Here is a 16,786-nt window from a genome sequence, read left to right as displayed (position 1 = left end):
GGCCCAATTGAGCCATCAATATTTCCCTGTCTCGCCTGCGCTATTTTGGCGAAACCATGCGCATTAAACCTTCTTGCGTCGCAGATGCCACTAGCTCACCTTTCTGATTGAAAAACTGCCCTTTAACAAAGCCTCTGCCACCGCTGGCGCTCGGGCTCTCTATGCTATAAAGCAGCCAGTCATTCAGATCCAGTGGTCGATGGAACCACATAGAATGGTCGATCGTCGCCATACGCATGCCAGGAGTCAGAAAGGAGACCCCGTGAGGCTGCGCTGCCGTGACCAGAAAGTTGAAATCCGACGCATAAGCCAACAAATATTCGTTGACCGAAAAGTCTGTTGGCACTTGGCCATTGGCCCTGATCCACACATAGCGTTTAGGCTCTGTGATTGTCGATACCATAGGATTACAGGCATCGACCAGACGCATCTCAATCGGTGCATCTGCCATAAATTTTTCCAACATTTTAGGTGGCACTTTATCTTGAAGTGCCATGGCCAGTTCCTGCTGGTTCAGTAAACCCTCAGGGCCAGGTACATTAGGCATTTTATCTTGATGATCAAGCCCCTGTTCAAACTCTTGAAATGAACAGGTCATGTAGAAGATAGGCCGACCTTTCTGAATCGCCTTGACTCTTCTTGCACTGAAACTCCCACCATCACGCATGACTTCAACATCATAAACGATAGGCAGTTTCTCATCACCGGCACGAAGAAAATAGGAATGCAAAGAGTGGACCTGACGTGATGCCGAAACAGTCTGTTTGGCTGCGCTTAAAGCCTGCCCCATCACTTGACCACCGAAGACATGGCCGAAGCCTAAATCTTGACTCTGACCTCGAAATAGCCCCTCTTCGATTCGCTCTAAAGAGAGTAAAGATAATAGATCATTTAATACCTGACTCACTGCATGCCTCACACACCTAATCAACAGCCACACAGCTTAACTCACATAATGGTCTTCAAGCCAGAGTTTTACTGAGTGAGGAGGGGGAAAGCCGCCCTAGTGACACACAAGCTAGATACAGCTTATCCGTTCATTCTTAGAGCTTAGAGAGTCTGACACCAAACTAAGCAAAAGATTCCTGTCATAGACAAGTTTTCATTCAATTGTAATATGACGCTCGCCTGCTCCTCTCTTGGCCCAGGCGAGTATTTGATCCTCACCACTTCGGTGTAAGTTAACTGGCTGCGCCTGATATATCTGCTGCCAACTATCTTGTATCGCCTCAGGCTTACATGCCTCGGCAGGTAAATAACAAGACTTGAACTCGGTAAATTGACCGTGACTGACACTCCCTGCCGCTGTGAGTAAATGCTGACCCGTAGGCGCTTCTGCACCGCAGAGGAACATCATGCTCGCCGTGATTGATGATTTAGAGAAAAGCGGCTTTACCGAAGATGCGAGTCGATTTGCTGTCATTGGAGTCAGGGCGTGGGGCGTTAAGGTGTTGACCTTAATATTGTGATCAACTCCTTCGAGGTAGAGGCTGTTAACTAAACCTATCAAGCCCATCTTGCTGGCACTGTATGAGGTTTCATGCATATCGCCATACAAACCACTGGCCGCACTGATCATTACCACCCTGCCATAGCCTTGCCGCTTCATCTGCGGCCATATCGCCTTGGTCATGTAGAAGCTACCATTAAGATCGGTATTTAACTGATGCTGCCACATATCGACAGTTAGATTATCAAAGTCGCAGGGAGCATGAATTCCAGCATTATTGACTAGAATATCGATACGCCCCCAGTGACTAATGATCTCCGCCACGGCCTGTTTGACGCCGGCGAAGTCGCTGACATCTAAGTTAAATAGCATAGATTGCTCACCCAGCGCTAGCACGGCTTGATGGCTGCTCTCTAACCCAGAGCTGACTCCAGTCTTATCAGTACCAGAGTCAATCAATGCCACCTTGGCACCACGCTCGGCTAAAGCAAGGGCATAGGCTCGACCTAAACCCGATCCCGCTCCCGTTATCACAGCGACCCTATTATCAAAACGCATCGATACTTTTCCTCAATGAATAGCCTCTAAACGAACTGTAAACATGGATAAATTAAGCATGTAAATCAGTGTAAAACTATGACTCCTTCGGCTGAACCGTCTTACCCAGCTAACTTGTCAAGTTTAAGTATAGAAGCATATCTATTGGGTCATTTCTTTGAAGCCGATAACAAAATCCGATTCCTTTTAAACATTTATCCTTAATCTTGATATTTAAGCCGAGTCACGTTCAATAAGGCGATCGCTTAGAGTCCTTCATCTTGATATGATATGACCATTAATAGCCAGTGGGCATCTGCATATAGATGCTCCCCCATAAGAATCGAATAAATGAACCCTTGGATTTTGGCCATAAGGCCTCGTACACTGCCGGCGGCAATTGGGCCTCTCTTGGTAGGAAACATATTAGCCCTCAAATTAGATCAGTTCAGCTTGTTAATCGCCTGTACATCTATGCTTTGCGCTATCTTGTTACAAATTGCAGTTAACTTGGCTAATGATTACTTTGACTTTAAGAGTGGTGTCGATACCGAAGAACGTTTAGGACCGGTGCGGGTGACCCAAAGTGGCTTGCTTACACCAGAAAAAGTCCGCAACGCCATGGTGCTTAGCTTGATACTGGCGCTTATCGTTGGCTCATATCTCATCTACCATGGAGGTTGGCCCATTGCGCTGCTTGCGATTGCCGCCATTTGCGGTGCTCTTGGCTATAGCGGAGGTCCATACCCGCTGGCATCTCACGGTTTAGGTGAAGTGGCGGCCTTTGTCTTTTTCGGTTTAGTGGCCGTGGTTGGCAGTTATTTTCTACAAGCAGGTGAAACCAGCACAGCGGCCTGGATATTAGGCAGTGCAATAGGCTGCTTAAATGCGGCGATAATGCTGGTAAATAACACCCGGGATATTGAAACTGACGCCAAAGCGGGTAAGCAAACCTTGGCCGTTCGTATGGGGGTAGGTCAAGCAAGAGTAGTCTATCAAGCCTTGGTTTACTTACCTTTCGCGCTTATTATTGGCAGCTTCTTTCTCGGTTTTCTACCTGGCACCCCAGTCCTACTCGCGGGTTTTTCATTGATATTAGCGCGTAAACTAAGCAGTGATTTTAGTGTGACTTCAGGAGAGGCGTTAAACCCGTTACTCGGCCGCACCGCTAAGCTCACCATGATTTTCAGTGCCTTGTTTAGTATTGGATTATTCTTTGTCTAAGAGTCATGCTGACGAATGTCTGCTGAATAGAGGCGCTTTATGCGCCGCTAAGCTTAGAAGTAGGATTGTGATATATGACCTGTAACAGCTGCGAATCATCAATTTTCAGGCAAAAACTGGGTCGCTGTAAGGCTTGTATGTGGCAACTGGCAATATTGTCAGTTATAGCCTGGCCCTTGTGGTGGTTTCTCTATAGCGAACGAGTTTCTCATGTCGAGTCCATTGCCCTACTGTTTTTTTGTATCAGCTTCACAGGGCTTTTGCTGCTTCACCTCTTGGTGCTTGGTTATCGTTCACTTACACACAAAACTTAAACTCTCTACTTTAATGCAAGGCTTCACTCACAAGTTCCAAAACCGCTGATTGTAACTTGTCGCTAATCTCGAAGAATCTGGGACGAAGTGCAAATTCATCATGTAAGCAGCTGTCTCTCATTTGCAATAACACAGACAAAAGCGCTTGCTTGCCCGATATCTCAGCATCATCACTTAAGTGTTTCGCATTCACTGACAAGAGATCGTCCACTAGGCAGCCAAAGGCTCTGACCTCTATGGCTTGCATCGCTTCTCTTTGTAGCTGAGGTAGGACAGATAGATCCGACGAGGCACCGAAATCACCAAATAGCATCTCGGCATCAGCATTAATCATGGTGTTATGGGCATAAAGATCCCCATGGCTCACAGCTTGACTGTGCAGATGTGTCATCGTCGCCGCCATCTGTAGCACGACTTTTGCGATTTGTGACACGCTAAACTGAGTCCCGGACTCGAAGGTGTCTCGCGTACAAGTCACCAGAGATGGTGGTAAACCTAAGTTAAAGAAACTCGGCGGGATCAATTCCATCACCAGACCCAGATGCTCTTTTTCGTTTATCTGAGAGATGACTTTAATAAGGTTAATATGCTCGCCCGCCTGCAAACAACAGGCGAGTTCATCGGCAGGATAACCATCACTGGTGACCTCCCCCTTAAACAGTTTTATCGCAATCAATTCTGGCGTGCCAAGTAACCTGACGGGTTGACGATTCCACTTGCCCTTATAGATGACGCCGGATGCTCCTTCGCCAAGTTGCTCGGCTAAGTCGATATCTGTCATCTTGACCGTGAGCATCTCTGGTACAGCTAAGGATATTTTATCCATGGAACTAAGCTTATTACCATCAAATGCAAGCCAAGCAAGTTTTGGCAATTGCAGTAACCAATCGGGCAAATGAGTAAGCTGGTTTGCAGATAAACGTACTAGCTCTAGATTTTTACAATTGGCCATCGACTCAGGCAGCGACGAGAGACGATTCCCTGCCAGAGCGAGTTTCTGTAGGCGATACAGTAGCCCCATGGAATTAGGCAGAGTCTCGATTTTATTATCAGTTAAAATCAACCAGCGAGTCTGCACTGGCAACGCATCTTCATCGACAGTGCGAATCTTATTCGCTTTAAAGCCTATCATCTCAAGCTTAGGGCAATCGCCTAACACCTTAGGCAAGGTTTCAAACTGATTGTTTGAGAGAAACAGGATCCTGAGCTGAGTCAGCCGACCCAAATCATCGGGTAAACTGGATAAGCAATTATTAGAGAGATCCAACACTTCCAATGTGTCAGCTAAATCGAAGATCTCCTTGGGGAATTCAGTTAGGTTTTCGGCTAACTGTAAACGTATCGTCAATGTTAACTGTCCATTTTTAAGTGCTGCTAATGTTTGCAAACCTGATCACTCTACTTAATGCTGAAAATAGCGCGACATGATATAGCATATCTTCATCTTGAGAAAGGGATGAAAAATGCACTTACCGATCCACCAGTTCCTTCTTCAACCAGCATCGACTATGCCCTTTCGGATAATCTGCTAACTCACCAAACACCGAATAACCAAGGCTCTTGTAAAAATCCACAGCCTGAAAGGTAAAACTAGTTAGGTGAGAGTGAGTGCACTCGAGAGCAATTGCTTTATCTTCAATCGTCTCTAGCAATTTCTTACCGAAACCTTGCCCTCGCAATGACTCACTCACCCAGAGTGAATCAATCCACAGCCAGCCCCAATTATCACAATTACCTTGTACCCCGCCCAATATTTCTCCCTGCTCATCACGCAATAAGAAACACAGTTCATATCGACCCGTTTTGCCCACTTTGGCGCTAATGGCTTTCTCTATCCCGTCCCACAATATTTGCTGTTCATCTTGTGTGAGCGTTTCTTGAAAGTGTATCTCGTGGTTCATGGGTAACTTGCCTTTTGTTACTTTCTTGAAATTGAACCTAATCATTCAAGCTTGGAAAATCAAATAACAAAGAGAAACATGACGATAATTCAACTTAATAGCCTGATGCAGTTAATAAATCAGGAGAAAAATCGCCATTAGTGCTCAGCTAAGTAATCCATCGAAACCTAATGTATGGCATTACTTACGGGATGCGGGTAAAATCGCCCCTCAAAAAATGATAATCGAATAATTGAGTGAGTTAGTCTGGGATGAGTAGAAAAATTGAGTTGTTAGCGCCTGGCGGTGACGTTGAAGCAATAAAAGCCGCTATTGTTGCCGGTGCCAACGCCGTCTATTGTGGCTTAGACACATTTAATGCCCGTAATCGTGCCGCCAACCTTTCATTTGATGATCTCTGTGGCATCTTAAGGCTCGCTCATCAGTATGAATGTGAAGTGTTCCTGACTCTGAACGTGGTGATATTGGAGCATGAACTACCGGCACTATTTAAGTTACTGAATCAATTAGTCAACACCAGCTTAGATGGCATCATAGTTCAAGATCTCGGTCTGTTTAACCTGGTTAAGAAGCACTTCCCGACTCTAGACATTCACGCCTCGACTCAGCTAACCACACATAATGAAGGCCAGATACACTTCCTCAGCAGAATCGGTGCTTCACGCGTCAACCTATCACGAGAAATGAACTTAGGTGAGATAAAGTCACTCACGGCTCTGGCCCATGAACATGATATGTTGACCGAGGTCTTTGTTCACGGCTCCCTTTGTATCGCCTTCTCGGGCCAATGTTATTCGAGCTCAGTCAGCGTCGGTAATTCAGGTAACCGAGGCCGTTGCAGTCAGGCTTGTCGAGATGAGTACGAAGAAACGGCTGCGGGCAATAAATATCCTTTAAATCTAAAAGACAATTCAGCCTATTTTGACTTACCAGAGTTAGTCGATGCTCAGGTCGACTCACTTAAGATTGAAGGCCGCATCAAGGGTGCACACTATGTCTACACAGTAGTCGATAGCTGGCGCAAGCAGATCAACCAGTTTGTTGATACCGGTAAGTTACTCGAAGATGACACTAACCTGTACAAGGTCTTTAACCGTGATTTTACCAACTCATTCTTGAAGGGTAATCTCACTAAAGATATGTTTATCGATAACCCTCGAGATAACAGTGTTAACCATGCGGTAGAGAAACAAAACGCCATCTCAGTGGTGCAGATCCAAGCAGTAAAGCAAACACTCAAAACCGATAAAAATGAGCTGGGTGCCAGCCTTGAAGATAAGATCAAATATCTTAATATCGACAAGATGCTCCTCAATTTAAGTTTCACGGGTCAGTTAGATCAACCGTTCTCCATACAGGCAAGAGTCGAGACCATTTCGAATCAGGTCGAACAAGACAATCAAATTCAAACATTCTCAATTCAATCGGATTCCGTACTGCGTGCCTCGGATAAATCGCCATTAGACGCAGAGGCACTGGAGAAACGCTTCAGAAGTTTCAATAACGCCGATTATGTCATACAGGATTATGACTTCTGTGAATTGTCTACTGGCCTGAGCATTCCATTTAAAGAGCTGACGGCGCTAAAAAATAAGCTAGCCTTTCTACTCAATAACTCGGTGGATGTGATCCCACCCGTCGAGCTACCAAAACTTCAACAGCATGCCAAAGTAAACGAAAAACCAGGCCTCTCTTTGTTGATTTGTGATGAGAAAGATGCCCACCTCGGCGATGTTACCGATGCGGACATCTACTTTAAGTTGCCCGAGAGTTTTAAGAAAAACTGCGATAAATATATCGAGCTATTGCAGCGTAACCCGAGATTCATCCCTTGGTTTCCGGCGGTATTGATCGGTAAAGACTATATCGAAGCCGTGAGAATTCTTGAAGAAGTTAAGCCCGCACGTATCGTCAGCAATAACACCGGCGTTGCCTATAAAGCGTTCGAGATGGGCATCGAGTGGATAGCAGGACCGTTTTTAAATACCACTAACTCCTATGCCCTTAGTACCCTTCAGGAAGACTTGAACTGTGCTGGCGCCTTTATCTCTAACGAGATTAATCGTATGCAGATAAGGAACTTGAAACGTCCGGCAGGGTTTAAATTGCTTTACAGCATCTATCATCCCATTTTGATGATGACCAGCCGCCAATGTTTTTTCCAGCAGACTGTAGGCTGTAACAAGCCGAGTATCGAAGATGGCTGCATGCTCAAATGTGAGAAAGCCACCACGATAACCAATGTCAAAGGGATCTCATTTGCCGTCGATAAGCAAAAAGGCGGTTACCCGAGCATCTATAACGACGAACAGTTCTTAAACTTGGATGTGATCAATGACTACTCTAGCCTGTTCGATGAGTTCTTTATCGACTTGACCGATATCGGCTCAGGCTCTAAAGCCAAGCTGGATAAGGTTCAGCTTATTGAACATTTTGAAAGCCTGCTACTAGGCAGTGAAGACGCTAAGGTTCAGCTAGATACCATGGTGACCGTATCGACTCATGCTCAATACAGACAAGGTCTGTAACCGATTAATATCATAATTTAGAATAAAGTAGGAAGAGCAACCTATCTGTATTTATCAAGATAGGCTGCTCTTTCTTTGATAAGCCAGTTTCCTCATTCCCTCTGCACCTATACACTTATTCGCCTATAATCGACCTAAATATTTACCGATTAGTATTAAAGAGCCGATAATACCCATGAGCCAGCTCCCTTTACCTACCCTATATTCACTGCAGCACTGCCCCTATGCCATGCGAGCCCGCTTAGGCTTGTTACTTGCTAAGCAAAAGGTGATGCTCAAAGCCGTAGTCACTAAAAATAAATCCCAGGAGATGCTAGCTTTCTCCCCCAAGGGCACGGTACCCGTGCTGGTACTTGAGGATGTGATAGAGGATCGCGGTACGAGTGTGAGTGGAATCGAGGTTAAGGTTAAGGTTGAGGCCGAGAGCGCAAACAAAAGAAAACCGCCAAGGATCATAGATGAAAGTGTCGATATCATGCTTTGGGCACTGAATATAAACGACCCCGATGATCTGCTGTTGAGCCAAACACCTGAAGCGCTACCCATCATGCTCGAATTTATCAGCTATAACGATAAAGTATTCAAGCCGTTACTCGAGCAATATAAAGATGCCAAACGCTACCATAAAGACACCGAAGCCGATTTGAGAACAGAGTGCGAGTCATTTATACAAGCCTTAGAGCTACGCCTGTCACAACATCAATACCTAATGGGCGACAACCTAAGTTTACTTGATTTTGCACTACTGCCCTTCGTGCGTCAGTTCGCTCGAGTCGACCGTCATTGGTATTTGCAATCTCCCTACCCCTTACTTAGACAGTGGTTAAAAGACCATTTAAACCGGCCGTTGTTTTCCAGAATGATGAAAAAGTTTCCGCTCTATTCAGAGACTGGAGAAGCGTATCCTTTTGGTTAAAAAATATGTAGCTCGCCTGATTGATGTTCCATGTAAAGTGCTATGCAATACCAATTCCATTAAATTTATAATCAATTCAGAGCTCTCTCAGGGCTTTAAATTCAAGGCGCATTGTTGAAGAAATGGTTATTTCCTTTTGAGGCAATGCAACGCAGAAGTGGAAGTCCTGAGAAGCTCACGTAGTGCGGGTTTAAAAACACTTTATGCTGCGTAAGTGGCTCTCGATATACGACTGCATGGATGCTGGAGGTAGAGCAACGCAGGAGCTTGTTGCCGAGAATAACTATTAGCTTCAATCCCCTTACTTGCCTACAGCGTTTTTAACTCCCGCTGAATGATCACTTACTTAATGGAACTGGTATTAGATACAGCAATGCACATACCGACCAGCTAATATAAGCTATTCCTATCAATTGATCGTCTGTAGAGGCATACTGATATAGTTATGCATTAACCTCTAGCTTGAATAAAGGTCACTGCGTAACCTCAGCCTTAGGTTGGCTCAAACTAACTTTAGGTTTAAGAGTTTACCTCAAAAGGAAAGTATTATGAGTAAAGGTCAAGACAGTAAAAAAAATGTCAAAAAGAAACCACTTTTAACAGCAAAAGAGAAGAAAGCAGCAAAGGCTGCGAAGAAAAGTTCAAGCAATTCTCTAGCTCATTAAGCACTAGATGGCCATCAATATTTTTCGATGGCCTTATTTTTACTCGTCAAAAAATCAACTAAAGAATTCATTCTTAATAGACTGCAAGCACCTAATCTTCTTAATAAATACAGGAAATTCTCTTCAGAAGAATCCTTCAGAAAATTTATTTTTCAGGAGAAAGCCGCATAAATCAGTCGATGACGGCCTTAGTCGCCTTCTTCATCACACTGTCATGTTTTTTCGGTTTGGCCATATCCACCGCTTTACCCGCAACGCCCTCATCAGGTAACGCTTCATTCACCGCTTTAGTCGTAGCGTCTTTAGCCGTTTCGGCAGGAGAGCATCGACCTTTAACGCCGACAGTGGCATTTGCAACTGCACTTTTGGCGGCTTTCTCAGGAGTACAATCCGGATTAACGATTCCAGCACTGGCTAACTGAGAAAAACTCAACATTACACCCACTAATACCCATTTACATACCTTGTCCATCACAACACCTCGAATACGAAAATAAATTGAACCGAATATCATATTAGCACCGGGCCTTACGGCTCTCAATAAAGAGACTTTAATAAAGAGATCTCAAAACCAAGATATCCGGCTCAGACTTTCATTAAGGTCAAAGCCGAAGTCAAAACCTAAGTCAAATCTGCGCTCACGAATCTGACCCTCTAATGTTTCCAGCTGGTATTTCTCAAGCTGATTTAGCTGAGTTAAATTTGATTTATTTCTTTGGTAAATGACTGAATGAGTTTAAAATAACCAAAAATATTAAGGATGATACTCATGAGATTTTATCGGTTAAATTCATTGACTCTGGGCCTAATGACCAGCTTGTTCTTAACAGCTTGTGGCGCTGGTGATTTGAATCCCCCCCTCATCACCAGTAGCTCAGTGCCAGATGATGATATCAAGGCCATTTCAGCCAAGATAGAAGCCAGTTATCCCAAGATGGATAAACAGCTTAAGCTGCAAATATTAGATGTGGCGGTTAAATCCATGGAAGACATGGTGTGGATTGAAGGCGGCAGTTTCATAATGGGCGATATTCGAACCCCTTGTGACATTATCGATAAAGGTCGCATGGACTGGACCCCTGAGGCAACATGTTATAGCAACTTCATCTCCAGAAAAAATGGCGCAATTTATCAGCACAAGGTCACACTGGATAGCTATTCATTGGCCAAATATGAAACCACACATTATGGGGCCGATGCATATCGTTTAGCCCATGGCATAGAGCTTGCTCGTGCCGAAGCTCGTGTATTGTATGAGGGATTAACTCAACGAATTAAAAATGATCCCTCGCCAACGAAACGCTGGCAAGAAGCCAAAAACTACTGCCTCTGGCTGGGCGATCTCACTGGCTACAAGTTTGACTTACCTACCGAAGCCCAATGGGAGTATGCGGCGCGCAACCGCGGAAAAAATATCTACTACGCCACCAACAATGGTTATGTGCAGCGCGTCAATGGCACTTATTATGCACCTGAGTTAGGCCGCCATGTCGACATCCTCCCCGAGGAGGTCAATTACGGCTCAGGATTTGACGAGGTCGGTAGCTGGCCGGCTAACCCATTGGGCATTCACGACCTGTCCGGCAACATGGAGGAATGGGTTAATGACTGGTTCTCGGCGGATTATTACCAACACTCACCAGAAGATAATCCTCAGGGGCCGGAAACAGGCACCGATAAAGTGGTCAGAGGAGGCCAAGGTCTGGTCGTCACCACCCGCGCCTTCAGCCCAATAGATCCAATTGATAGTAAATATACTTTAACAGGTTTTCGCTGCGCAGTGCAGCAAAGCACTCCTGTGATTGAATAATATTACCCTTTACACATAATATGTATCTCCCGGCTGATATCCGTGTAGCCGGGCTATTTGCTGGCCGATTTGTTTTTTGTTAGGACTATTTCTATCACGCATCTCACTTCGGCTGCGCACTTGGTACACTTTAGGTAATTGAGGTGCGCTGCTGGCTTGAACATTGGCGCATCTTAGCGCAGCTAAGGCATCGAGCCAGACATTAAAGTCATGCTGTTGGTGTCTATCTAAGATGGCATTGATGCGGTTTAAGTTCGCAAATAAGGCTTTATCTCCCGATACCTTAGTGCCTCTGACATTCATGCAGGCTAAGCTTTCTTCGAACTTACGCCAACTCTTGATGCTAGTGCTCAGCAAGAGATAGATGGCCATTTCCTGTTGCTGCTCCCAGTTAAACCAGAAGGTTGTCACTAGGGTGTTGAGTAGCATGCCGATAGTTTCCGGTGGTAACAAACGTGGAGGTATGCCGGCGTAATGTTCCTGATTAATTATCCGCTCGGCAACCCGCAAAGCCTCGGCTTCCTGATACTGTTGCGATTCCCAATAGCGAACTCTCTCACGCCACCAACCATCAATAGCAGTCGCTCCTGACATCACCGCTTGTTGCAAATAGAACTTGGGATTTTTGACCAGTGCGTTTGTTTCATCCAGTAGCTTTTGCGGCACAGCGAACGCATAGTAACTGGCACGTTGCAAATATTCATATGCCAGAGGGTCAATATTATCGAGCACGTGATAATCCACCACCTCGAGTGCGCCCCATATCACCTTGACGAGTTCCCAGAGTTTTTCAAAATCCACGGTAGTACCAAATCCGCCACTGCCACCAGGGCCCCAGACTAGACGGCCCGAGCAATAGAAGTAAAACTGCCCAGATTCCAGAGCCAATTGAAACTCGCCGCCAATCCCAGCACCAAAGGAAATGTTACCCTCGGCCTTAATTTCAGCCAGGGCACTGAAATTGGTGGTAGCAATATCATCGGGTGATTGCCATTCGAGTGCACCTGCAACCTGGCCGCCCGCTTGTACTCCAGCAAAACCTTCCGCTTTTACCCCGAGGCCACCTGTCGCATTGGTGGGGGCAAGCTGAGTATTGGCTGATAATAAAATCCCAGCCCCCGATGCCTGCTCTTGATTACTGAGTTTTGCCTCACCATTGACAATCACTCCCGCAAAACAGCTCAAGGTCACGCCGACAGAGGCGCGAAAGCAACCAAAGGAATAGAGTGCGGTTTGTTTGTTACTGTCGAGATAAGCCAAGGTTAAGGCATAGCCTTTCTCATAGGGCATAAAATACTTGCCTTCCACCTTGCCTTCGGCCAAAGAGAAAGTGGCATCACCGCCGATACCAATATCCACTTTTCCTTCACTGGGTTCAAAACTGGTCTTAACGCTGGCTTGAGCCGAAAATCGCAGCAACTGCGCTTCTGCGCTAACTGCAAAGCGGGTATCCCCATCCTCATTTACCCACAACTTTTTAGTACCTTTCCACTCCTTCCATTTCCAGCCAGGGTGTGCCCACTTCTTGATATTGCCTTCTAACTTACCCAACATGCCATTGCTTTTATCTTTGACCAGGCCCTCACGTATATCCTCAAACATCGCCTGCTGTATGCCAGCTACATCACGATTAGCTATCAACTGACGTAATCGGGTCTGAGTCGGATTTGTTCGCCAAAATCGTCTTTCACGCTCAAGAAACTCCGCGCGGATATACACCAATCGATTTTCACTCACCAACATGATTTCGATGATGCCTCTCTGGCTAGGGCGGGAACTGAGCTGTCCACTCACGTTACCGAGGTTATCGAAGTTAACGCCTTGCTTAGCTGAGCTTTCAGGTGAAGGTTTACTGGGCACTTGCGCGATGAGTTTTTCTATCTCTGTATCGATACTCTTGAGTCGCCGGCTCCGCAGCGTTGCCATCGATGACTCTGAGAAAAAGGGCACATAATCAGCAAGCAACTGACGCGTACGACGTAACTCGGTAATTTTTGCCACCAGGTACTGTTTATTTTGTGGCTGAATAGCTGAAGACTGGGTTGCCCCCTTACTTGACTCAACACCAATGGCCCCGGCGTGCACCGCTTTAGCGACCCAAGCCTGTTTTCGGCTCAGATGTTGTTCAACATCGGCTTCGCTGGCTTCTTTGTTATCGGGCGCTTTATCTAATACTGCTCGGTAATCTTCAATGAGCTTGTCCATAGTGGAAATTTCTTGCTTGAGCAAGGTCTGGGCATGCTCATCAAGGACGTAATAACCATCAGGCTCACCACCGGTTAGAAATAATACATCGCAGGCATCCATCCCCTTACAAGCAGGTTTGCCCATTACACAACCAGGCTCTACAGGACGCACTGGCTCAACCGGTTCAATGGTCAGCTCAGGCTCCGCCGGCTCAAAGGTGCTCGGCAGTGTTACGAGCTCGCCAGGATAAATGACGTCTGGGTTTAATTGATATTGCGGGTTTAACGCTAACAGCTCAGGAAAGGCAATATTTTGCTCAATGGCGATGCCTAATAGGGTATCGCCCTGTTTAACGGTATAGGTGGTAGTCATAATGAGTGGTTCCGTTATCCTGAATGTACAGAAGGTGAATGGGCAGTACTTTGCTGCCACTGGGTTAACACTTGCTGCATTGCCTCACCCTGTTGGGCAGTCATTGTCCAGCGGATAACATCTGAGTGTTGAGAGGGTGAGGAGGCATTGGCCACAGAAGCGGATAACCATTGCTTGTCAAACCAGATGAATGAGGTGATACCTTGGAAAAAATGTTGTTTATCTGTCGTGCTCATCACCATCATCAAAGGCAGCAGCATTCTGGGTTCATAAAATCTGAACAGGGCAAGGTTTTGGCCGCTATTAATGGTCAGGCATTCAGCCAGCAAGTCAGCTAGCGCTTCAAAACTCAGGCCTGATTGAATAAAACAGCCAATAGAGAACCGCTGGCTAGCGGATTTAATCCGGCTTATGAGCTGCGTCCGCTCAGCAAGCTCAATCAATAGCGGCCCTTCTTCGGCCAGTGATTGGTAAGGCGTATCAGAAAACAGGGGAATAGACCTTGCTGAAGTGCCCTCCTCATACAACCATTGGGTAATATCCGGACACAATAGTGGCTCTATAATGGCGTATTGTGCACTGTCGATACGGGCCGCGCTCTGCGTGATGTCAGCCTGAACTAAGTCGAGTGTATGCTGCATGTTTGCTCTCCATTGCAGTGGCAAAGCTCGGTGACTAACGCCCCCTTTTGCAATATCGCCGGGTAATCCAGTACCGTGACGCTTTCCATGCTGGCAGCAGCCAGCGTCAACTCATCACTCTCTGGTAATATTACAGCATCAACATACCCCGGCAGTGCAGCTAATTGCCCCGCATAACCACTGCCAGAGCCTGCACTACCGCCAGAGTTTAGATTGACGGCAGGCCCCACCAAGTGCACACCAGCAGGATCTACCTTAAGGAAGCTGCCACCTACTTTTAGCGTCAACTCTGCACCAGCCTCGATGACAATTTTAGTGCCCGCCTTAAGATGCACTTCAGTGCCGGCTTCCAATATAGATTTTTTGCCTACTTTCTGTTGTTGGCTACCGTCGATATTGATGCTGACATCTTGCTTCACAAGAGACCGACTATCTCCTTCAACGGTGAGATGGTCATTGGTTTTAATGCGGGTAAAGCGCTCATTTTCAATGTCCAGATGGGCATCGTGTTTGATGTGTATGCTCTGGTCATGTTCAACTAAGGTATTAATGTCCTTCTGGGCATGGATATATATTTCTTCCTGGCCAGCCTCATCTTCGAAGCGCAGTTCGTTACTGCCCTCGCCCTTATGGGTTTGAGTCTTCAGTACGGTACGGGTCTTATTAGCAGGCAGCGGGTAAGGCACTTGATTGGCACTGTGAAAAGTACGCCCTGTAATAATGGGTTGGTCGGGGTCACCCTCTAAGAAACTGACAATCACTTCATGACCAATTCTGGGAATGGCCATCATGCCATATTGGCCACCGGCCCAGCCCTGGCTGACTCGCACCCAACAGCTGGAATTATCATCGCTATAACCATAGCGGTCCCAGGGAAATTGTACTTTTACTCGGCCAAACTCATCACAGAAAATCTCTTCATCCTTAGGACCGACCACTGTCGCACTCTGGGGACCTGTGACCAAAGGTTTTGCATTAGGCTCTGCTTGCCAGGGCGCATTACCTGGAATGGCGGTGAATGTGTTGCTATAGGTGGTGACGGCTTGAGTATTGGCTTCTTCCGCCGCAGCGCCTTGCTCACCTTTGTGCGTCACGGTCACCATGAGCCAGTCACGATTCAGCGCCACATCACCATGCTCCATCAGATCAAACTTGCTGCCGCTGACGGCCTGCATGAGGTTGCTTTTGCCCGAGGCCACTTGTGCATCTCGGCGCAGGAATTCCTGACGAACTTGCGTGAAGGGGATACCACTCTCATCGTCTTTATAACGCCCGGGATAATCGAAGTGTTCGTAATCGAGACGTTGAAAATCCAGCGGTTTTCCCGTACTGGTTTGCAGGAAGCTGTATTGGGGCTTCTTGAAGCTGTTATCTTTGAGCGTGACGCTGGCAGGCTTTATTTGGTGCTGGTAGCTAAATGAGCTAATGAATGGCACTTCTGCAGCGCCGCCATTGACCGCGTTATAGGGGAATGGCGCGTCTACATGAGGCTGCTTAGTGGTGCTGTCACTGAACACCAAGGTATGACTCTTCTCACTGTGCTGAAAATAATAAAACAAGCCCACTTCTGCTGCTAAGCGGGAGATAAAGTCGAAATCAGTTTCCCGATACTGGACACAATACTCACGCACCTGCGACTCTAATCTGGCATCACAACTGAACGCATAATCCTTAATCCCCATTTCGGTGAGGAGCGTGGCTATGATACTGAGCACGCTTTTTTGCTGGAATATGCGACTATTTTGCCTGAGCTTTAATCTTGATAGTGCAGGCACTAAGGTGATGTGGTATTGGGTATGATGATTTCCCGTGTCAGCTTTACTGAACTGACTGACAATGCCGTGCACCTGACGTTGCAGCTCACCGCTTTGATACCAAGTAAGCAACCCCGTCTGGTCGACAATCGACTCAGGCGTCAAATCATCCAGTCGGCTCAGCAAGGTGAGCTTGACCTCAAAGGGTGAGGATAACCCCTCTTTAAAATCAAACGCTAACACCTCAAAGCTGTCATCACTCACGCCTTCGGCGCTAAAGTGGTAACGCAATCCATTTCCAACAGCAATCATCGCAACATCCTAATGCAATTTAAGGGGTGATCCCCTTCCAAAGGACCAACAAAAGAAGGGGAGCGTGTCGAGCAGCAAACTATAATGCAGAGAGCGCAACTCGACGGGGTGTTCAGCGCCATTTGAAAGGAGTCAAAAACAACGCTGAACATATCAGCCCTCAGGCTCAGGGTAC

General features: G+C 46.4%; 13 protein-coding genes. 5 read left to right on the top strand and 8 right to left on the bottom strand.

The genetic code is table 11. The annotated features are described in order from the left end of the window. Positions 1–40: 40 nt before the first annotated feature. Both tesB and FS373_RS05530 read right to left on the bottom strand, forming a co-directional pair. Positions 41–907 carry an acyl-CoA thioesterase II gene (gene tesB / locus FS373_RS05535; protein WP_144047416.1) on the bottom strand — a complete coding sequence of 289 codons (867 nt, stop codon included), beginning with the start codon at positions 905–907 and terminating at the stop codon, positions 41–43. 195 nt (positions 908–1,102) lie between these two features. Next, on the bottom strand, positions 1,103–2,008 hold the full coding sequence (locus tag FS373_RS05530; protein WP_152828896.1) for an SDR family NAD(P)-dependent oxidoreductase: 906 nt from the start codon (positions 2,006–2,008) through the stop codon (positions 1,103–1,105). A gap of 330 nt (positions 2,009–2,338) precedes the next feature. Here FS373_RS05530 and FS373_RS05525 point away from each other — a divergent pair, with 330 nt between their 5' ends. Together FS373_RS05525 and FS373_RS05520 are read left to right on the top strand one after the other, a co-directional pair. Continuing rightward, positions 2,339–3,211, top strand: coding sequence for a 1,4-dihydroxy-2-naphthoate polyprenyltransferase (locus FS373_RS05525; RefSeq protein ID WP_144047418.1), 873 nt, complete (start codon positions 2,339–2,341; stop codon positions 3,209–3,211). A 74-nt stretch (positions 3,212–3,285) separates the two neighbouring features. After that, positions 3,286–3,525, top strand: coding sequence for a DUF3624 domain-containing protein (locus FS373_RS05520; protein ID WP_144047420.1), 240 nt, complete (start codon positions 3,286–3,288; stop codon positions 3,523–3,525). Between the two features lie 10 nt (positions 3,526–3,535). On the opposite strand, the gene FS373_RS05515 is transcribed toward FS373_RS05520, so the two are convergent. Together FS373_RS05515 and FS373_RS05510 are read right to left on the bottom strand one after the other, a co-directional pair. Continuing rightward, positions 3,536–4,912 carry a leucine-rich repeat-containing protein kinase family protein gene (locus FS373_RS05515; protein WP_152828895.1) on the bottom strand — a complete coding sequence of 459 codons (1,377 nt, stop codon included), beginning with the start codon at positions 4,910–4,912 and terminating at the stop codon, positions 3,536–3,538. A gap of 82 nt (positions 4,913–4,994) precedes the next feature. After that, on the bottom strand, positions 4,995–5,426 hold the full coding sequence (locus FS373_RS05510) for a GNAT family N-acetyltransferase (RefSeq protein ID WP_144047422.1): 432 nt from the start codon (positions 5,424–5,426) through the stop codon (positions 4,995–4,997). A gap of 251 nt (positions 5,427–5,677) precedes the next feature. Between FS373_RS05510 and FS373_RS05505 the strand changes: the two genes are divergently transcribed. Next, positions 5,678–7,954: a peptidase U32 family protein gene (locus FS373_RS05505; RefSeq protein WP_144047423.1), complete on the top strand. Its 2,277-nt coding sequence runs from the start codon at positions 5,678–5,680 to the stop codon at positions 7,952–7,954. A gap of 175 nt (positions 7,955–8,129) precedes the next feature. Beyond that, positions 8,130–8,870, top strand: a complete 741-nt coding sequence (locus FS373_RS05500; protein WP_144047424.1) for a glutathione S-transferase — start codon at positions 8,130–8,132, stop codon at positions 8,868–8,870. Positions 8,871–9,707: 837 nt separating this feature from the next. Here the strand turns inward: FS373_RS05500 and FS373_RS05495 are convergent. Next, on the bottom strand, positions 9,708–10,049 hold the full coding sequence (locus FS373_RS05495) for a hypothetical protein (protein ID WP_227992503.1): 342 nt from the start codon (positions 10,047–10,049) through the stop codon (positions 9,708–9,710). Positions 10,050–10,304: 255 nt separating this feature from the next. Between FS373_RS05495 and FS373_RS05490 the strand changes: the two genes are divergently transcribed. After that, positions 10,305–11,345 carry a formylglycine-generating enzyme family protein gene (locus FS373_RS05490; RefSeq protein WP_144047425.1) on the top strand — a complete coding sequence of 347 codons (1,041 nt, stop codon included), beginning with the start codon at positions 10,305–10,307 and terminating at the stop codon, positions 11,343–11,345. 9 nt (positions 11,346–11,354) lie between these two features. On the opposite strand, the gene FS373_RS05485 is transcribed toward FS373_RS05490, so the two are convergent. Genes FS373_RS05485 through FS373_RS05475 form a run of 3 tightly spaced genes read right to left on the bottom strand, consistent with a single transcriptional unit; the run spans position 11,355 to position 16,611 of the window. After that, on the bottom strand, positions 11,355–13,904 hold the full coding sequence (locus FS373_RS05485; protein ID WP_152828894.1) for a LysM peptidoglycan-binding domain-containing protein: 2,550 nt from the start codon (positions 13,902–13,904) through the stop codon (positions 11,355–11,357). Between the two features lie 14 nt (positions 13,905–13,918). Beyond that, complete coding sequence (locus FS373_RS05480; protein ID WP_152828893.1) at positions 13,919–14,545, bottom strand: DUF4123 domain-containing protein; 627 nt, start codon at positions 14,543–14,545, stop codon at positions 13,919–13,921. Then, positions 14,524–16,611, bottom strand: a complete 2,088-nt coding sequence (locus tag FS373_RS05475) for a type VI secretion system Vgr family protein (protein WP_152828892.1) — start codon at positions 16,609–16,611, stop codon at positions 14,524–14,526. Before FS373_RS05475 ends, FS373_RS05480 begins: the two co-directional genes overlap by 22 nt. Positions 16,612–16,786 lie beyond the last annotated feature (175 nt).

The organism is Shewanella sp. YLB-07, from assembly GCF_009377275.1.
This window is presented reverse-complemented; position numbering and strand designations above follow the sequence as displayed.